This window comes from uncultured Zhongshania sp. (genome assembly GCF_963975605.1).
Lineage (GTDB): Bacteria > Pseudomonadota > Gammaproteobacteria > Pseudomonadales > Spongiibacteraceae > Spongiibacter > Spongiibacter aquimaris.
Genome location: NZ_CAXBHN010000009.1, coordinates 87,819 through 106,804, shown reverse-complemented (window position 1 = coordinate 106,804; position 18,986 = coordinate 87,819). Strand labels below are relative to the sequence as shown.

At 48.5% G+C, this 18,986-nt stretch carries 15 protein-coding genes; 2 read left to right on the top strand and 13 right to left on the bottom strand.

Going from position 1 to position 18,986, the window contains the following annotated elements:
* Window positions 1–206: 206 nt before the first annotated feature.
* Window positions 207–1,835: an NAD+ synthase gene (locus tag AAC007_RS09985; RefSeq protein WP_339676400.1), complete on the bottom strand. Its 1,629-nt coding sequence runs from the start codon at window positions 1,833–1,835 to the stop codon at window positions 207–209.
* Between the two features lie 148 nt (window positions 1,836–1,983).
* Here AAC007_RS09985 and AAC007_RS09980 point away from each other — a divergent pair, with 148 nt between their 5' ends.
* On the top strand, window positions 1,984–3,573 hold the full coding sequence (locus AAC007_RS09980) for an ATP-binding protein (RefSeq protein ID WP_339676398.1): 1,590 nt from the start codon (window positions 1,984–1,986) through the stop codon (window positions 3,571–3,573).
* Window positions 3,574–3,600: 27 nt separating this feature from the next.
* Window positions 3,601–4,959, top strand: coding sequence for a sigma-54 dependent transcriptional regulator (locus AAC007_RS09975; RefSeq protein WP_339676396.1), 1,359 nt, complete (start codon window positions 3,601–3,603; stop codon window positions 4,957–4,959).
* A 41-nt stretch (window positions 4,960–5,000) separates the two neighbouring features.
* Here the strand turns inward: AAC007_RS09975 and AAC007_RS09970 are convergent, their stop codons facing one another.
* From AAC007_RS09970 to AAC007_RS09915, 12 genes are all read right to left on the bottom strand, one after another.
* Window positions 5,001–8,891: a hypothetical protein gene (locus AAC007_RS09970; protein ID WP_339676394.1), complete on the bottom strand. Its 3,891-nt coding sequence runs from the start codon at window positions 8,889–8,891 to the stop codon at window positions 5,001–5,003.
* 38 nt (window positions 8,892–8,929) lie between these two features.
* Window positions 8,930–9,484, bottom strand: coding sequence for a hypothetical protein (locus AAC007_RS09965; protein WP_339676392.1), 555 nt, complete (start codon window positions 9,482–9,484; stop codon window positions 8,930–8,932).
* Complete coding sequence (locus tag AAC007_RS09960) at window positions 9,481–10,575, bottom strand: PilW family protein (RefSeq protein WP_339676389.1); 1,095 nt, start codon at window positions 10,573–10,575, stop codon at window positions 9,481–9,483. The genes AAC007_RS09965 and AAC007_RS09960 overlap by 4 nt, the downstream gene beginning before the upstream one ends.
* Window positions 10,572–11,144: a type IV pilus modification protein PilV gene (pilV, locus tag AAC007_RS09955; RefSeq protein WP_339676388.1), complete on the bottom strand. Its 573-nt coding sequence runs from the start codon at window positions 11,142–11,144 to the stop codon at window positions 10,572–10,574. The genes AAC007_RS09960 and pilV (AAC007_RS09955) overlap by 4 nt, the downstream gene beginning before the upstream one ends.
* Window positions 11,144–11,596, bottom strand: a complete 453-nt coding sequence (locus AAC007_RS09950) for a GspH/FimT family pseudopilin (RefSeq protein ID WP_339676387.1) — start codon at window positions 11,594–11,596, stop codon at window positions 11,144–11,146. Before AAC007_RS09950 ends, pilV (AAC007_RS09955) begins: the two co-directional genes overlap by 1 nt.
* The gene (locus AAC007_RS09945; protein ID WP_339676386.1) at window positions 11,584–11,988 is read right to left on the bottom strand and encodes a type IV pilin protein; all 405 of its coding nucleotides are present in this window, start codon (window positions 11,986–11,988) and stop codon (window positions 11,584–11,586) included. Before AAC007_RS09945 ends, AAC007_RS09950 begins: the two co-directional genes overlap by 13 nt.
* A gap of 128 nt (window positions 11,989–12,116) precedes the next feature.
* Window positions 12,117–12,563 carry a type IV pilin protein gene (locus AAC007_RS09940; protein ID WP_339676385.1) on the bottom strand — a complete coding sequence of 149 codons (447 nt, stop codon included), beginning with the start codon at window positions 12,561–12,563 and terminating at the stop codon, window positions 12,117–12,119.
* A complete protein-coding gene (locus AAC007_RS09935) occupies window positions 12,560–16,372 on the bottom strand; it encodes a PilC/PilY family type IV pilus protein (RefSeq protein WP_339676383.1) in 3,813 nt (1,270 codons plus the stop codon). The genes AAC007_RS09940 and AAC007_RS09935 overlap by 4 nt, the downstream gene beginning before the upstream one ends.
* Window positions 16,373–16,400: 28 nt before the next feature.
* Window positions 16,401–16,943 carry a PilX N-terminal domain-containing pilus assembly protein gene (locus AAC007_RS09930; RefSeq protein ID WP_339676382.1) on the bottom strand — a complete coding sequence of 181 codons (543 nt, stop codon included), beginning with the start codon at window positions 16,941–16,943 and terminating at the stop codon, window positions 16,401–16,403.
* The gene (locus tag AAC007_RS09925) at window positions 16,940–17,983 is read right to left on the bottom strand and encodes a PilW family protein (RefSeq protein ID WP_339676381.1); all 1,044 of its coding nucleotides are present in this window, start codon (window positions 17,981–17,983) and stop codon (window positions 16,940–16,942) included. The genes AAC007_RS09930 and AAC007_RS09925 overlap by 4 nt, the downstream gene beginning before the upstream one ends.
* Window positions 17,984–17,993: 10 nt before the next feature.
* Window positions 17,994–18,431 (bottom strand): type IV pilus modification protein PilV, encoded by a 438-nt coding sequence (gene pilV / locus AAC007_RS09920; RefSeq protein WP_339676380.1) that lies wholly within the window; start codon window positions 18,429–18,431, stop codon window positions 17,994–17,996.
* Window positions 18,431–18,940, bottom strand: coding sequence for a GspH/FimT family protein (locus tag AAC007_RS09915; protein WP_339676378.1), 510 nt, complete (start codon window positions 18,938–18,940; stop codon window positions 18,431–18,433). The genes pilV (AAC007_RS09920) and AAC007_RS09915 overlap by 1 nt, the downstream gene beginning before the upstream one ends.
* Between the last annotated feature and the right edge of the window lie 46 nt (window positions 18,941–18,986).

Genomic DNA, 18,986 nt, shown 5'->3' with positions numbered 1-18,986 from the left:
GACTACTGAGGTGCTTTCTGACTCCAGCAAGATGGTTCAAATCAATACTGCGACTCTAGGCCCGCTCTTTAATCTGAAAACCAATGTTCTCAAAAGTACTTTAGAGCACTGTGGAGAATAGCAATACGGTGCCAGCCTCTCGCCGGATTAGCCTATATCAGCAGCGCACAATAAAAAACATTGCAAGCTCATTGCGTACAAAGAACTCAGTCGCCGATCACCCACTTTTGAGTAATCGGATAGCGACGATCTCGACCAAAGCCACGCTCGGTAATCCGCGTGCCGATAGGTGCCTGGCGTCGTTTGTACTCGTTCAGGTCCACGAGGCGCAATATGCGATAAACCATTTCCCGATCATAGCCCTCGGCAATGATCGCTTCGGCACTTTCATCTTGCTCAATATAGCGCTCAAGAACCTGATCTAGAATATCGTAGGGCGGCAAGCTATCTTGGTCTTTCTGGTCCGGTGCCAACTCCGCCGAGGGCGGCCGATCAATAACCCGCTGAGGAATAACCGGTGACACAGTATTGCGGTACCTTGCCAACTCGAACACTCGGGTTTTAACCACATCTTTTAATACATCAAAGCCACCGGCCATGTCGCCATACAGAGTAGAGTAGCCGACTGCCACTTCGCTCTTATTACCGGTTGTGAGAACCAAATACCCTTTCTTGTTGGAAATCGCCATTAGCAATACGCCACGACAACGCGCCTGCAGATTCTCTTCCGTTTTGTCGGCGGCCATGCCAGCAAACTCATCACTTAATGCCGCCATAAAGCTATCGTACATTGCTTCAATCGACATCACTTTATAGCTCACACCCTGCACATTGGCTTGGGATTGTGCGTCTTCCATACTCATAGATGCGGTGTAGCGGAAGGGCATCATCACCGCCTCAACTCGATCAGCACCCAGTGCATCAACCGCTATCGCCAAGGTCAAGGCCGAGTCGATACCGCCAGAAAGGCCCAGTACAACGCCGTTAAAGCCGTTTTTGTTAACGTAGTCTCGAACACCCAAAACTAGCGTCTCATAGATATCTTCTAGGACTGGGCGCAAGTCACTGACTTCACCATCGTCGAAGCGCAAACGCCGGCCATCCCAGCGAGCATTCACACAGTTTAGATATTCCACATAGGCGGGACTGCGCGCAATTAACTCGCCCTCAGCAGACACCACCATCGAGGCCCCGTCGAACACCAGCTCATCTTGGCCACCAACTAGGTTGCAATACACAACTGGCATGCCACCTTGCCAAGCGCGCTGCGCCAACAAGGCCTCGCGTTCAATTTGCTTGCCGGCGTGAAAGGGCGACGCACTCAGATTTAGCATTAACTGCGCGCCCTCTGCTTTGGCACCGGCAGTGGGTGCATCTTCCCACACGTCTTCGCAAATACTGATGGCAGTCGGCACGCCGAAGATATCCATTACCAGGGTGTGGCGACCTTCTTTGAAATAACGTTTTTCATCAAAGACGCGGTAATTTGGCAGGCACTGTTTGTGATATTCATTGACCAATTTGCCACCGAAAAACACCCCTGCGGCGTTAAATAAGTCGCCGTCGATCGAACGCGGGTAACCAACAACCACATAGCATTTGGGCGCGTGAGACGCGATGCGCTGCAGTGCGCGCTCAATGCGATGCGCTAAACTCGCACGCAGCAATAAATCCTCAGGCGGATAACCTGTAACCACCAGCTCAGGGAACAAAATCAATTGGGGGTCGTGGCGCGACACCGCTGTTTCGATTGTGGCAATAATCTTATTGGTATTGCCCTCGATATCTCCGACGACGGGATTTATCTGAGCCATTACGATACGCAGGGAGGTCATTAATGCAATTCCATCTATAAAAACGAGGCCTCGCCCAGTCGTCCCGAGCAAAGCACATGAATACAGCTGCATATTCTAGCAAATAAGCGGGAGTGCATCCCCCACTATGGACGTATAAACTACGCTTTGACTAACATCAGGGCATATTATGTCGTTTGCGCAAGAATTCTCCCAGCAACGGGCCATCATGCGAGTGTACAGCGCCTACCGCTTTGTACTCGCCGCAATGATTCTTATCGCCCTGATTTTCGGGCCCGCAAACTCCACCCTTGGCATCACTGCACCAAAATGGTTTGCCATCGCCGTTATTGGCTACGTTATTTTTGCTCTGCTTGCCTTATTTATTCATACCTTATTTAGCCAGCGCTATTCCCAGACTCAACTATTTTTCGAGTTCTTTGTTGATATCGGCGTCATTATGGTAATGAGCTATTGCTCTGGTAGCGCAGACTCTGGTCTACCACTGCTACTCATCGTCACCATCAGCGCGGCTAGCATTATCATGCCTAGCCAGCTCAGCTTGGCCATCGCCGCCCTTGCCACCATATCCACCATCAGCGAAGTTGCGGCGCACACTTTAAGTGAGCGGGTATCAGCCCAACGCTTTATCGTCGCTGGAATGACGGGCACTGCCTACTTCTCCGCCGCTATCGCAATTCGCTATCTAAGCGCTCGTATCGTAAAAGCCCAGCAGTTGGCCGAACTACGCCGCGCCGATATCGAACAACTATCGCGAATCAACCAGCGCATTGTTCAAAGAATGCAAACAGGGATTGTGGTGATGTCCCCAAGCGGACAAATCAAACTCATCAACGCCGCCGCTACTGAGTTACTCGATATCCCAACACCAGTAGTAAACAATAATCACTATGTACCGGCCATTCTTATCGACATGGCCCGAAGCGCAGAGAACTGCGCAAAGGTCATTTCTATTGGGTCTCGACATCTAGATGTGCACGTCAACATGAGCGTGCTTGAACAAAGCAAAGACAGCGATCGCCTACTTTATATCGAAAATATCAGCAAAATTACCCAGCGAGCACAGAATTTAAAGTTAGCATCACTGGGTAGATTTACTGCCAGCATTGCCCACGAAATCCGCAATCCACTCAGTGCTATTAGCCACGCAGCCCAGCTACTGGCAGAGAGCCCCGATCTACAAGCAGCGGACCAACGCTTCGCCGCTATTATTCAAAATCACGCTATGCGCATGAACGATATCATTAAAAATATATTGGAAATGTCGCGCGGCCGCAGCCCTGAGCCAATGCGTTTTAGCTTGAGCACTTGGCTAGAGAAGTTCCTAGATGACTGGCAACCTGTGAGCCACACGCCACTGGATATAGAGTTCGATAAGGCTTTGGAAAATGATGATGTGAACGTCGATCGCAGCCAGCTGATGCAAATTATTTCTAATATCGCAGAAAACGGCGCTCGCCACGGTGCGCAAACCAATGACAAAGCCGTGCTTACTTTTCGCTGCCTGAAAAATCCGAGTTCCGGTGCGGTAAGTCTTGATATCATAGACAACGGTCCCGGCATAAACTCGGAAGACGAAGACAAAATATTTGAGCCCTTTTTCACAACCCAAGAGCAAGGAAACGGCCTAGGCCTCTATCTTTGTCGAGAATTGTGTTTAGCAAATCAAATACATATTTACTATCGTCGAACCGAGTTAGGGGAAAGTTGCTTTCGGCTGCAATTCTCACACCCCGATCGCGGTACGCTTGCCGAATAAAAACGAATATTAAAAGAGCCCATAACAATGCAACAGACTGTGCTAATTATCGATGACGAACCCGATATTCGCGAACTGCTAGACATTACCATTAGTAGGATGGGCTTAAGCACTATCGCCGTCGGCACAGTCAAGGATGCGCTGCAGGCACTGCAATCTGACCCCGCAATCAATCTTTGTTTAACCGACATTAAGTTGCCCGACGGCTCAGGCCTGGAAATCGTCCGCCATATCCAATCGTCAGCCCCCTGCACCGCAGTCGCCGTATTGACAGCCTACGGCAGTACCGAAATTGCGGTAGATGCACTAAAAGCCGGCGCCTTCGACTTTATCAACAAACCAGTTTCCGTCGAACAACTTCGCAATTTAGTGAAAACCGCGCTAAAACTCGGACGCAGAGACACCCAATTTGATGGCAGTAGCAATACTCGCCTACTCGGTGAAACCAACAGTATCGTCACCCTTCGAGAACAAATTATCAAACTTGCACGCAGCCAAGCACCTGTTTATATCAGCGGAGAATCCGGCAGCGGCAAGGAAGTTGTCGCGCGACTTGTGCATGCAAATGGCCCACGCAGCGACGCCCCCTTCGTGCCGGTCAACTGCGGCGCCATTCCCAGCGAATTAGTAGAAAGTGAATTTTTCGGTCACGCTAAAGGCAGTTTTACTGGTGCCTACGATCACAAGGAAGGCCTGTTTGAGGCTGCCAATGGCGGCACGCTGTTTTTAGATGAAGTCGCCGACCTGCCACTAAACATGCAGGTCAAACTACTCCGGGCCATCCAGGAAAAAGCTGTTCGCCGAATTGGCTCCAATCAAGAAATACCCGTCGATGTTCGCATATTAAGCGCCACTCACCGAGACCTAGCCAAAGAGGTCAGCCAAGGGCATTTCCGCAACGACCTGTTCTACCGCATCAACGTCATTGAAGTTAAAGTCCCCAGTCTGCGTGAGCGCGCCAGTGACATACCGTTATTAGCTGAGTTCATGCTAGGCCAAATTGCGCGGGACTGGGAAATTTCTAAACCGAAACTCGACGACAAAGCACTCGCCTCCTTGCAAGCCTATTCCTTTCCCGGCAATGTCAGAGAGCTAGAAAATATTATTGAACGCGCAGCCACTCTCTGCGAAAAAAATATAATAAAAGTACAAGACCTCCAACTTCCGGAAAAACATGTGGGCCACGCAGGTCACTCCGAAAATAGCTCCGCTGCCCATTTACACTCGGCAAGCGGTGACTTGGAAGGTTACCTGGCGGGGATAGAGCAGCAAATCATCAATGAAGCCCTGGAACTTAATCGCTGGAATAAAACCGAATCGGCAAAAATGCTCGGAGTGACCTTTAGGCAATTTCGTTACAAGTTAAAAAAATATCAACTGGATTAAAAAAGGGCGCCAATGGCGCCCTGTCTATTCCGCACTACAGCTTATTTGTAATACCAAAACATACGCTTGCGACCACTGGTAATAGGCTTACCTTCACTTGGTTTAAAGATCGAATCCCCATCTCCGCCAAGCAAGAAGTAACGTATATCCCCATTCAATAAAACCAAACCTGAAATCGCTGTTGGTGGCAAGCCTCCGCCAGCAAACTCCGACTTAACCACCTCTCCTGACAAAATATCAACTTTATATGCAAATGCGCGACCTAGCCCATTGCTACACGTACCAGGAGTAGGTGAGTCCGGCTTATTAGTTGCAAAGTACACCGTCCCTGTTTCGGTCAACGGCGCGTTAACGCCTTTTTCCGACGCTGAATAATTCAAATAGTAGCCAAGGTAGGGCGAGGTACTGCCATCGAAGACATAGGTTTTATCATTGCTAGAATCACAACTAACGCTATTCCCCGTTAAATCACTACTATTAAAACAGGTTAGGGTCGTTTGATTTAACAGATCAGAATCAACAATGGCTGTAAATCCAGCGGCCGATGCCCCCTCGTTTGGATCAATGAGCATATAAAACCGATTCTGCACATTATGCGCAGTACCAGCGGTCGCGGAACCATTAAAAAGAGGATGCTCACGATCGCCAGTTGACGCTACCACAAGATCGAACCCCTCCGTCGGAACCACATCTGGCGGATAGAGCATTTTTCTCGCGTTATTGCCGCTGCCACCCAAGGTCGCAAACTTGGTAAGAATGATCTCCGATGCCGGCGTTGTGGGAACTGGATTCACATAGATATTAGTGGAATCCGATGGGTCAAGGTCGACACGCCAAATATTAGAGGCAACATCAGCCGCATATAGGCGATCTGTGAAGCCATCGCCATCTCTATCCAGCAAGGTTATATCCGCTGGAAATGCACTAGTCAGCGCGCTATTAGTGACACAAACACCCACAACGCCCTCTGTCCCAGAGGTACTGAAACTCGCAGCAGGAACCGCCGCACAATTATTCAGTGCAGCCCAAATTATTTTCCCAGTAATGCCATCCAAGATAACAATACCGCGCCCCATCGTATCTGCCGCAGCCACCGGATCAGCATCTTGCTCCGGAGCATTACCTGCTCCGAATATCAATACAGGTCTCCCGCGGCCACCAATTTTAGTAACCTTAGGCTGAGACCATGTAAAACCTAATTCTGGCAACTGTGTGGTGGTCAACTTCCACATCACCGTCGGAGCCATCGGGTCAGTCACGTTCATTGCGTAGAGTAAACGGCCCCCACGTCGTGCTGACAAATACAGATATTTATCCCCGGCCGTTGCGCCAGTGGTGCGACTGTCCTGGAAGAAAGTTGTCGTACCATCAAAGAAGTAATCCCTAAGCTCTGCGTTTGATGATGCTGGCGTATTCGGAAAGCGAATAGCGGGATCATCGTTAAACTGTCGCGGAAATTGATCAAGAAACTCTGGGGCCACGAAACTCCACAACTCACCACCAGGTCGAACTGTGACTGTGTTTCCGCTATTGCTGATGTTGGCACTACGATTTCCGTTTATAGCGCGGTAAAGCCCATCGTTCGCTCCGTAATACACAACAACACCGATACTCCCGCCGTAATTCACTACTGCAGGCCGCGAATGCAAGACATCACCGTGTATTGACCCGCGCACATTTAAGGAACAGCTGCCATCAGAGCACGGCCCGGCCATTTGTTCATTAGCCGCATTGTCTTCACCGCGCACCCAATTAATAATACTAGCGGTATTTAATGAACTGGTTGACGCAGAGCACTGCACATTGGCGGCAGAGCTGGCATAGACATAGGCGCCAGCGCCCAAGCTAACTGTATAATTATTCGCATCCACATTGGCAAAGCCACTTGTGGAGACGCTCGCACCGGTAATTAAAGACGCATTCAATACCGTCGCAGAACTATTTGTGCCGTTTAATGTACAAGACTGCAGGGCCTGCGCTGACGTTAAACCATGCGCAATTCTCCCCACATTTATCCGGCTTGATACACGAGTCACAGTCGCATTTGTAAATGTGGAATTCGCTGTATTACCGGTACTACCAGTCTTAACAACAAACTGAGTTGCCGACGAAGACTCCACCAAACACGGTGATGAGCTAGTGCAGTTTGAGCTTCCTGCAATACCTGCACCCAACACAACCCGGTCTTCGCTTGTAGAAAAACTAAAGGTCGGCGAACCCGCTGCGTAAGTATACGCACAAGTACGATTACCCGCGTTGCCTCTGGTCTCGCAAACAGCAGTACCTGATATTTGCGCCCGTTTGCCCGCAGTAATTGTGGAGGTCGCACTACTCGATGTAGAAGAAATTATGCTATCTAAGGTACTCACTAAATCACTATTAGACGTTTTAAATTCAGTTAATGCCGCATTAGCGACACAGCCCGAACTCGGACAGGTATAAACACGCCGGGCATCTTGGTTTGCTAAGAAGTCCACACGTAGCATTTGAGCCACACCACCCTTTTGCACCAAATCACCATCGGGTGCATCGAACGCAAAACCATCACCCTCGGGACTATTCTTCCAGAAACCGGTCAGCGGCCATTGTGCTTGATTAGTCGGTGAATTTGTCGTCCAAAAACTTTGCGCACCGTCCACCAAACCGCCGGTAACCGGGTTCACTATCGACTGTGAATTAGTTGTAGGATTGGTCGCATCGGTCAGTACAATGCCACCATTAAGATCAACGCCAAATTGGAATTGCTTTACATTGCCCAGCCAGCGCGGGCCGCCAGATGGATTAGGACGGAACATCGCAATATAAATCTGGTTTTCGAAAGTACCTTGGGTATTTGCGCTCACTGGCAGTGTTGCAGACGAAAAGACACTATTTACGTCTAGTACTTCATTAAAAATTTCGCGGAATATTGCGGCTAAATCTGCATGTTCAGTTGATCTGACTTGATAGGCTTTACCACCACCCACATCCGCAATTGCGCCAAGAAAAACCAGCTCCTCCGCGACCTGAGATTCGACCGCGGGGTCGTACACTGCAATAGAATAAGTGGTAACGTTACGATCAGCTTGAGCGCTATCATCCACATCTACTTTGTGCATGAAGTAAGCCCACTCATCTCCCCAAAAATCATTGGCTGGGTTTTTATTGAAACCGCTGATATTACGTATCGTAGCGTAATTATTATACTCCGCCGTTCCATTCGCATAGCCAAATGCTGAGGTCAACTGATTAAACAGAACTCCACTTGGATTGTTGTTGCCGTCTTTTACACTGGCATTCGCTGCAGTTGCATTGCCAATATAAACCAGAACAGAGTCTTTACATAAACCGCCAGCTGTTGCTAATGAGCTGTAATTTACCCCAGAACACGACGCTGAGGCCCCGAGACCGTTTAACGCCGCCCAACTTTCAGAGATCATATCTCCCATCTCCGACGCGTTAGCAGTGACGCCACTATCAATCGCTTTTAATTTTGCGACAAAGGCATCAATACCGGCAGACGTCAACAAAGTTGGAGGGATGATCAAATACCCACATCCATTGTTACCGTTTCCTAAACTTGTGCCATTCGGATAATTAGTGTCGATCCTGTTTTTGTTAAACACCATCAAACCGACTTTAAGACCGCCCAAATCATCAATGTCGTCTTTAAGCGACAGGACTGCGTTTACCATCGCGCACTGTTCCATACCACCAACAGTGGTCGCGCCAAGTGCTGGAATACCCGCGTTATCACTATAAACGCAGCCGTGAACAGCATTGGCATTCACATTACCACTTGTATGCCACGCCAAAAGGACCGTCTGTGCTTCAGACGACGGCGAATTTCCGACGAAAAGATCGATATCTTCGGCGATCGCTATGCCACCAGATACAAATAAAAATGTGACGGCGGAGATTAAAGTTCTCATCGTGTGATTGATTGCGTGCATGACTACCTCACCATTTTTAAATTCTTAAATGCGCGCCCTTAAAGACACGTTGTTCCTAATGCAGCACGAAGGTAGACACCTTGATGCATTTCTAAATTTGTGCCGGTTACGACATCAGTTACGTTAGCTTGCACATCCCACGTCATTTTGACGCAACCCGAATTTGTTACTGTGGCAATCCCTTCGTCGTCGCGAAAAATATTGGCATCGATATCCTGGGCGGTTCGAATGCAATCTTTATCTTTTGGATAACTCAGTTCAGTACGCAACACTGGAGCAATCCGCAAACAGCTAGGGGGCGGCACAACAGCAACCATATCGGCCACACCGTTGCCATCAAAATCGCTTTGGATATTCGAGTTATTTGTTGGCAGAGGCAGCGAAAAGTTAGCAGGGTTAGAAATATAGGTTTCCAAAGCATTACTGGCAGCCAACTTAGCTTCGACGCGATATTGCTGATTACCCGCAATTTTAAAATTGACATTGCTGCTAGTGAGCATACTAGCCACAATAACACTGAATATACCGAGCATAATCATCACAACAATCAGCACCACACCACGCTGTTGTTTTTCTCGAATCGCACCCATCACTCTCTCACCCCTGCGACGTTTGGCAACATAACGACTGTTGAATACACCTGACGCTTAACGTTGTCACTGTATGGGCCGAGTATCTCCCGCCCAATATTGTATGTTTTAGTATTACTAACATTGCTGCTGGATCGACTACCACGCACTAACATTTTAATTTGAATAGACACCACATTTTGCCAATTTAAGCTGTCAGTTGCCTCCCACTCATAGGTAACACCGGCCGGACACGCCGCAGGCTTGGTATCTACCGTTGGGTTTACAACGTAACAATCAGGTCCGCCATCACCGTCAAGATCGAGACCGTAGTCAAAATGAATATCTTCTACTCCCTCGACCAAGGTGCGAATACCACCACTGCCAGCCCTAAACTCATAACTCTTAAGGCTCGCAATGCCGTCACCCGCGCCAGAGCAGTCATTGCAAGGCGAAATAAAGTACGCATTCACCGTGTAGGGCCACGCTTCAGCCAAGGTCGACAGTGCACCGGTACAACCATTTTCACGAAGGGTTAAGTCTGCTCGATCAGTACTCATTCTGAAACTGAGCGAATCTAAATCACAGCCTGATATCTGAAGATACGGTGTGGTATTTCCGGTGGGAATATTCGCAGCAGTTACTGCTACCGAGTTTGGGTCAACATGACGAACAACGAGAATTTCAGATTTATCCCGTACTTCAGCACTGAAGCAACTAGGTATTGTCAGACCCGGTGCCGAGCTTGCGCTATCATAGGGAAAGGCATTCACCGCTAAGGGCATCTGCACCGGCGTCAATGTGCTATTAAACCCCAAATTCGCCGCCGTTGTTTCACAGGGGCTTGGCGAAGTATAAGTGACCGCGCCGATACCGGGATGGTACTTACCGAAAAAGCCACCTAACGCGACGTCTTCATTAAAAACCTGCAGCGCATAACGCCCGTTCTCAATTTGATCCGAGGTGTTTGCCAGCTCTGTTCTCGTGGTACTCACAGAGGCAACAAGACTAATAATGCCTAGCAGCATAAATGCGCCGAGACCCATGGCAATAAGAAGCTCGACTAAAGACAGACCTCGCTGAGAAGCCTCGACATGATACTCACGCCTAATCATGACAGGTCTCCAATACGAATAATGGCGCTCACAATGCGCCGCAATTTCTCATCGCCGTAGAGATCCTTGCCACAGGTATTATTTTCTGTCGCAGTGACGGTTTCGCTTAAACCTTGCCAAGCGACGGTAATTCGATATGTCTGATCTGCGGCACTTATTTGCTGGACGCAGCCTCTCGCTCCGACCATTGCCCCTACCTTGGCACTGCCAATTTGTTCAGCTGCACCCTGCAGTAAATTATTCCACGCAGTAAGATCCGCATTTGCGATAGCCTGCTGAGAAGCATCGCCAAGTGTACAAGACGTTAAAGCGCTCACGTTATAACCCATGGTTGATCCCGTTGCGCCGTAAGAATAACAAGCGGCGACGGCACGATTAGCATTGATCCTATCGACCATATCTTGCAGGACATTCAAAGCTTGCAAGCGCTGATAGGATTCCGCTTCCTGCTGCACAGTACGCACCATTAAACCGGCCGCGCCCATCAAGCCGACGAGTAATACAACCAAGGCCACCAATATTTCTATTAGTGTAAAACCTGCATTTGTAGAGCGATGACATATTGCCATTAGCAGCTCCCATCATCGGTGATCGTGCTACCGCTTAAAGACACGCGAACACATTTAGCGACACTGTTGCTAGCGGAACTAACTAAGCTGAAGGTGACTGCGCTATCGATACGACCATTACTTCTGAATGCAAAGCTGTCTGCGCTGCCGGTAATATTCACGCCAGAAACTGCGTCTTGCGAGCGTAAGGTATTGCCAGCTGAGATTACTGTCCAACCCTCTACCCAGCCACTGCCCACACGGCTAATTGTGACATCAGCATTTCGTTTGACAGCTTCACTGCGGGCCAGCTGAAATGTTGTGTTTAAATCGCTGGCAACACTGCGCAAGCGTTGGGTACGAATAAAGTCATTAAATGACGGCACCGCAATGCCAGCCAGTATCGCGACAATGCCAAGAGTGACCATTAACTCAAGCAGGGTATAGCCTCGCTGCCGACCTAATCCCAACATCTTGCGCCCCCCGCTGCATGTCCCTTTTGCCCCTGACTGTTCAGAGTGAGCGTGCCACAGCTATCATCACTGGCTTGACCGCTTTTGGGTACCGCTGACACGGTGTAGGTTGGCGGTGTCGCCGCGTTATTCGCCGTGGTGCTAATCGTGAAATTGCTGCTTACCTGGGTAGGCGTCGTTGCCCCCAAATCCGCCATACTCGTCGCGTAGCTGCGCTCATCAAGAAAGTTGCGCTCTTGCATATTTGCCACTTCCATCACATAGCTAGCCGCCGCCGAGCGGTTAGCCCGAACGGTATAATCGCGATAGGAAGGCAGCGCCACCATGACAAGAATGGCAATAATCGCCGCCGTGATCATTACTTCGATTAAGGTGAAACCTTTTTGATTCATGCAAATACCGTCTTGGCCTAGAGCTTTAACCTCAGCTTAGACTAGATGATATTGCGAAGAAGTCAGCAGCACGCTGACAAACGGTAGGTTTTGCCGACGAGCGGCAAAATAACGAGAGATACCGGGAACTAGCGTCGCCAGCAATCAGAGACAGTCTTGCTCGAACCACTTGGCTTGCTAGTCAAGCCAAGCTGTCCTGTTTCATCTACGGTCAGGTCGCCACAGTCATCACCGACCATCGCCCCCGCGCGGCTTGCCCTTAACGTAAAGGCATTGGCAGAAGCAGAACTAGAAGCAATGTTGTAGTAGGCAGCGCCATTCTCTGGCACCTTGGTCAAAAATACCGACGGCAATGTCGATCCTGCAGCCGTCGTGGTATAGCGCCCATTCGTCGTATAATAGCGCTCTAGTGCCTGCGCAGCAGAGAGCAGCGCGCCACTTGCTTCGGCGCGCCGAGATTTCGCTATCTGCGCTTGATAAGAGGGGTAAGCGATAGAGGCGAGAATCCCGATAATCGCGACCGTTATCATTAGCTCCATTAAACTGAAGCCCGCCGATTTTGAAAACCGTATCACTGCAATTGCCTCCATGACTGCCTGCCGGAAACATCGCTTCCGCCACCGGTTTCTGTAATTACCCCGATAGTGCCACTGGTTCCTGAGGTGTATTTGTACTCAAGTTCACCAGCGCCGATAATGCCGGGGGTTTTTATCATTTCCGGACTGCCAATACCACTCGCCGGATAATAATCACCTTGGTAAAGTGCCACGTCTAGCGCATTCACTTTGCCATCGCCATTGATGTCCAAAACAGGGTCACCAATACGACCGCCTGTATCTGCGTCTAACTCCATCAACCAACTATTCCCACCAAACCCACACACACTTTCAGAGGGTATTATTGTCGCGAAAATGATTCTGCCATTGCGAAGTATGGGTTGCGAAACCACTCGCTCTCCTGTCCTCGCTTTAGACGGCGGGTACAAGGGCAAATGCCAGCCGTAAGTCGGCGGTGTGCCGATACTATTATTTGAAACGATACGAATTTGATTCGTCGACGTTGAACCGTTAGCGGTCGTCGCCGCACCCTCAAAATCAATACTTTGAGATAGCAGCTTATCTCTCCCGACAAAGCTCGCACCGTTATCTCGAATACCGTAAAAATCCTGTACGGCAGGCGTAGCAGGTAGTAGTGCATCGCTATTTTCAAAATACTTGCCGGTTCCGAAATAAACCATATAGCCACCCTTGGGGTGAATCCCCACCGTCGGCCTTGAGGTAATCGGCTGGGGATTGCCATCTAGGTCTTCTACTTTATAAAGCGGCGTTGGGACACTGCCGGTTTTATAGGCAACATCCCACTGATTTGTATTGGCACCACTTAAATCAAATTTCCAAAGATTGCCTTTCAAGTCGCCCGCGTAAACAAAATCAGTAACGCGATCATTATTCACGTCCACAGGCACCGGCGTTGCCAATCCATTATCAGTGCCACTCACACCGGTATTGATCGCTTTAATCAAGGCACCGGTCTTTAGATCAACCACAAAGAGTTTTACAGTGTCGCCAGAGTTGTAACCATTGCCAAAGACCGCCACCCACTTATTTGCCCCAGCCGCTACCCTCGCTATAGCGGGCTGACTCATTGCCACACCCAGCTTGTCGGTCGCATTGCTTGCCGTTGCAAACTCCCACAATAAATTTGATGCGCCCATGCTGCCAGGATTCGTTACGTCTATGGCAAATACTGACTTGCCGCCTGCCGCAGTTGAACTTACCAATATAGATTTCCATGTATTGTCGATATATGCGTCAAGCACACGCGGCGAACCATCTACAATATAAGTATGCTCATACTCACTTTCAGTCAATTCGGCTAATTTCGGATACGCTGACACCGGAATATAGGCGAACTTCTCAACGCCGGTCGCCGCATCAAAACCATGCAACATACCGTCATTAGCCCCAACATAAATCATTGCTGTTCGTGACGCCTTGCTGCTCAAAAAGGCCGCATAGCTTGAACCTTCAAGACCGGGCAGCTTGTTATAACCAAAATTTTCGCTAGTGCCGACAAAAAATGGATCTGAATTAATAATATCGCCAAGAATGGCTGTTCGCTCTCGGAACTTGCTTCCTTCATTAGACTTATCACCACGCAGCCATGATAAGCGATCCTTCCCCTCGTCAGCCGCTTGCCCTGCGCGAAGACTATTTTGCTGACTAGTTGCCAATTCATTCCAGTTAGCGAGGGTAAACGCAACCGCCTTAGTCACCTTAGAGCCTTGCTCCCCCACTCCGGTAATAATGTTCCGCGAACCCGGTGCGGGAATACCGCCCTTATTGGTGTCCCAAACGACATCGTTAAGACTACCGTCGCCGTTTAGTGAGTAAGCAATAATTCGACCCGACCATTCCAAACTATTAAAGCTCGCCTGATAGATTAAGGTCCCAGAATCCAAACGTGTCGAGTTGGCGGCGACTGATGAAGCTGACGACTTACTTTCATTGGCAATTGTTTGCAATATATTGCCAAGCTTATTGGCAAAAACCTCCGGTTCAGACGCGCTAAAGAATCCACCTCTCGAGTTTACCGCCGCATGCAACAAGTCATCTATTTTATTAACTTCACTAGAAGTTGGCTTAGGCCAGGTAATGGAAGCACCTGACGAAATTGCATTAAAAGCGGTGTCTGGGTCGATAGTACCAAAGACACCCAAACCCACACCAAAAGTGGTCATATGCTGCCAAAAAGCGGGAGATGTTTTCGACACAGACACGACGTTCGCCATATCAGTACGCAAATCATTTTTCCAATAATACATGGCAACATCAGCCAAGGTACTGGACTCACCATCGGTGAAAGGTGAAACCTTTTTATAGGTATAACTTGCCCCGGTTGGGCCGGTTAGGGTTGGCCCTTCGGTACCGTCATTATTATTGTTTGGACCACCGCTTGTTGCGTTTCCCGACCAGTAGCCATCCGTCATTAATACCGTATAGTTTCTTCTGCACTGCAACTGGTCAGAATTATCATCGGTTCCGGGATCAGCTCCCCAGGGGCCCTTATTGTCCTTACGCGAAAAGTATTTACCGGCGTAATCAATGGCCAAACGCAATGGTGTTCCTGCATTGGGAATTTCACGCTCATATAAAGACTTATAAAATTCCGTCCTTGCCGCCCCGTCAAAGGCACGCACACCGTTCACAATAACCTTGGTTTTCTCGCCATCAATTGTCGTTTCGCCCTGGTTAATGCTACCAAAACCAACCCTTATCCCAGCACCCTGCTCAGCAAATGCATAGCCACTGCCGCCGCGGGCTGTCAGAATTCGTGAGCGATAATAGGTATACCAGTTAGCGAAATTCTGCATTTCCTGCTCATATGTGCAGCTTACTGGGTCTTCATCATTACAATCGTCTCGATTCTCGCGGCCATCCCCGGTGTATGTTTGACCCGAACGAATCTCAACTTCTTTAAAATTACTCCATACCCAATTACTGCCAGTACCTTTGTACCAAAAATACTTCGCAGGCCAATATTTTTTTGCCGATGTTTCATAGCTACATGAACCGTCGCTACTGCACTTATACCACCTGACGCTATTGTAATTATCATTGGCTTCGACATTTAATTTTCGACAGAATTTCGCATCATAGCTGTTTGTAGTTCGATCTGGATTATGCAATGCACACGACGGGTTTGAATTAGGATAGTAACTTCCATCAGCCTTAATCCAAGGATAGTAAGTTGTGCCTGGATTGTAGTAAACGGCATTGACTTGGGGAGAGCGGGAGCGGGCATTAAACCCAACATCTTTCTCAACAGTAGGCACATAATTATTATAATCACTGCCTTTGTAAACACCGTCAGCACGTGGAAATATATATCTTGCGTCGCTGTAAATAATACTGTCTGGCATTAACTCAAACTGCATTGAACCTGAGTCGTCCAATATATACATGACATTCGGCTCTGCAGCCTGCGTCAAGAATAGCGGCTTTTGGGCAATATCATCGTTTACGGGCTCATCAGAGTCGCAATCTTTCTTTTCCCCTTTTACTGTAAATTTAGCCTTACACTTTGTGTTATCAAACTTACTGTTATAAACAGTCAATTTATTGTCATTAAAGCCATATTTTCTACTCGGGCACTGCTTATTTTTATCAACGTCAATATCGACTATTTCCGTAATCTTACTTAAATCCGAAAAGGTGACGCTCTCATTTGACTTTTTCTTACCTATAGATTTATTCGTGGTTCGCTCGACAATACAACTATCTGCGGCATAAACAGCAGGCGCGTACCCGACACTGAAAAAAATCGAAGCAGATAACATTAGAAATAAGCTTTTACGCAAATTAAAAACCTTACTTTTATTCATAATTTCTCTCAGTAGAATATTCATAGACTTAATTGCTGCGCTTAAATGTTGTACTCAGCACTACCATACTTCGGTTACTTGCTCCGTAACCACGCGCCGTTACGCGGTAAAATATCAGTGGTGAGATGGGTTTATCAGCATCCAAAACCGCATTCTCACTACTTATGCTCACCAGCTCTTCAATAATGTATTCTGGCGGTTTTACTGAATACGGAATAACATCAGCAGCCATCACTTGCCACCCAAGCGATGTATCATTAGACCAACTTGGTTCAACACACGCCGTTGCTGTGTTCGTGGGATCCGCGCATTGCAGATAGAGGCCATTAGTGCCATCAAAAGGGCCTACGTTAATTTGGGATAGCACAGCCTCGGCTTCGCGCAATCCTGCTTCTGCAGCCTGAAAAGCCAAATTGGTGTCCTTAGCATTGCCAGTCATTCGCTCTTGTAACGTAGACGACTGCATAGATGCAGATGCAATAATGGTCAGGATTAACATAAACACCAGACTGACAATCAATACGGCGCCGCGCTGCCGACGGATATTGCTATTCTGCAGAACATACATCATGGCAATTTATTCCTAATCGCAAATACATTGGTAAATATTTGTCTAAAACGTCCGTCCGTATTCGCAACCACATTTCCATTTATATCAATAACTGACTGCGCATTTTCAGATCCGGTTTTACCAACAATGTTCTCTTCCGTTGCCACCAGCAATAGTGATATGCGGACACTCAATACATCCACCCAATCCATAACCGCAGCGCCGCTGCGATACTCATCTACAGCGCGATCATCATTGGTATCTACGCCGTAAGAGATTTGCATATCCTCTACACCTTCAACCAACTCAACCGCGGCAGCTGTTACGCCACCTGAACCAGCCACCAATCTCTGCATATAAAGCGCATTTATAGGCCGACCACCAGCCGTATCTCGACCGGTATCGCGTATAAAGTAATCGACACTTTCAAACCCAAATACCTCAGCATCCGTTTGATAAAGTTTGCTCAGATTATTGCTAGAATTAAGCCCCTGCCCGACAGAATGCGCTAAGGTTGTTGCGGCATTGCCGTTTCCGTTATTGCCAGGGTTATTAACAATACGAAATACATCTGCATTTAAACAATCGCTAACCATGACATAGTCACCTGTTGCGAAACCAAGGCTGTTATTTTCTATCTGTAAATTGGCATTATTACTCGCCATATTGCCCGTGACATTAACATCGTTTTCCGACGCTTTTTTGATGTGCAAAACATCGCTGCCCACCACCGCCGATAAAGCGTTACCGGCCACTACATTGTCTTCACCGACTAGTGCAGTCGCCAAACTAAAATCAACTACGTTGGCAGGAACGGCAATCACGTTCACACTAATATTGCCAATAGAACTGCAGCCCATATAGCCCGCCATGCGGATTTCTTTGCCAAAAAAACGCATCGCAAACCGAGCGTTTTCTTGTATTTGGGCCAGTGAATCCTGAACTTTTGAACTCGCGTTAGTTGCCAGGAATACCTGAATCACCGCCGCACTTAAAAACAAGCCCAAGGTGATCGCAATCATTAATTCAACTAAACCAAACCCACGCTGTGATCCCTTCATAAACTCTCCCTCACAGCCTAGTTTGAAAAACGAAGGTCTGGTTGTCACCGGCATTTGCCTCTCTGGTCTTCGACAGCCGGCTTTCGTCCCACTGAATAGTGATAGTGAAATTATTGTCATCGCGAGCCACAGATGCGTCGCCGGCGGGCAGTCGCAGCGCGATTTCCTGCAGCCATTCCTGAATATCAATTTGATATATAGCGGCACCGGCAGGCGCATCGTCATCGATCGCCAAATCATAACGCCCCGCAAGAGCGTCGGATCGATTGGCACGCATTCGGTCAGACATATCATTCGCCAAGAAAACTGCAGTAGAGCGGGAGGTGGAAGCCTGATTAAACTTAACCGCATTTAGCTGCATTGCGGCCGCGCCGAGCACACCTGTCGCAGTTATTAATACGGCGACAAGCACTTCAATTAAGGTTGCGCCTCGCTGTCGACTTCTCATTACGGGCAGCTCCTTTCGCTGAGACTCACTTGGCCGGTGAGACCAATAGTAATATTGCGATCACGAGAACAATACTCGGGGGATGTGCGATATGAAATCGCGATCGCAGCAGTATCATTAAGGAAGCCATCGCGGGTAAAAGCGACATTGGTAATTGCCGTGCCACCGCGATCGCCGGTGATTCCCGCGCCCCCACTGCCTGAGGTATTTGTCTGGATGGCTTCGCCATCGTCATAACTGCCACTGCTGTCGGCATCAACCCAGCTCCGCCAGCCATTTGCCCAACTCCCGTTGATTGCGCTTACCGTCACGGTCGTCCCGCGCACCACCGCCTCTGAGCGCGCGGCCATAAGCGACCTCACAAGCTGCTGAACCACAGCGCGATCACGGGATTCATCCATAAACTTTGTAAAGCTTGGCGCCGCTATGGCTGCCAAAATAGCGGCAATCGAGACCGTCACTATCAGCTCGATTAATGTAAATCCATTGTTTCCGCTCTTAAGCCGCATTTTGCGTATCCGTTTTAAGCTTGACTTTTCTTTCCATAGCCCTAGA

Excerpts from the sequence above, each read along its gene's own strand:
- AAC007_RS09930 (WP_339676382.1), bottom strand. The coding sequence starts at position 16,943 with ATGATGTATGTTCTGCAGAATAGCAATATCCGTCGGCAGCGCGGCGCC.
- AAC007_RS09960 (WP_339676389.1), bottom strand. The coding sequence starts at position 10,575 with ATGATTAGGCGTGAGTATCATGTCGAGGCTTCTCAGCGAGGTCTGTCT.
- AAC007_RS09925 (WP_339676381.1), bottom strand. The coding sequence starts at position 17,983 with ATGAAGGGATCACAGCGTGGGTTTGGTTTAGTTGAATTAATGATTGCG.
- AAC007_RS09935 (WP_339676383.1), bottom strand. The coding sequence starts at position 16,372 with ATGAATAAAAGTAAGGTTTTTAATTTGCGTAAAAGCTTATTTCTAATG.
- AAC007_RS09970 (WP_339676394.1), bottom strand. The coding sequence starts at position 8,891 with ATGCACGCAATCAATCACACGATGAGAACTTTAATCTCCGCCGTCACA.
- pilV (WP_339676380.1), bottom strand. The coding sequence starts at position 18,431 with ATGAGAAGTCGACAGCGAGGCGCAACCTTAATTGAAGTGCTTGTCGCC.
- AAC007_RS09980 (WP_339676398.1), top strand. The coding sequence starts at position 1,984 with ATGTCGTTTGCGCAAGAATTCTCCCAGCAACGGGCCATCATGCGAGTG.
- AAC007_RS09985 (WP_339676400.1), bottom strand. The coding sequence starts at position 1,835 with ATGACCTCCCTGCGTATCGTAATGGCTCAGATAAATCCCGTCGTCGGA.
- AAC007_RS09945 (WP_339676386.1), bottom strand. The coding sequence starts at position 11,988 with ATGAATCAAAAAGGTTTCACCTTAATCGAAGTAATGATCACGGCGGCG.
- pilV (WP_339676388.1), bottom strand. The coding sequence starts at position 11,144 with ATGGCAATATGTCATCGCTCTACAAATGCAGGTTTTACACTAATAGAA.
- AAC007_RS09975 (WP_339676396.1), top strand. The coding sequence starts at position 3,601 with ATGCAACAGACTGTGCTAATTATCGATGACGAACCCGATATTCGCGAA.
- AAC007_RS09950 (WP_339676387.1), bottom strand. The coding sequence starts at position 11,596 with ATGTTGGGATTAGGTCGGCAGCGAGGCTATACCCTGCTTGAGTTAATG.
- AAC007_RS09915 (WP_339676378.1), bottom strand. The coding sequence starts at position 18,940 with ATGCGGCTTAAGAGCGGAAACAATGGATTTACATTAATCGAGCTGATA.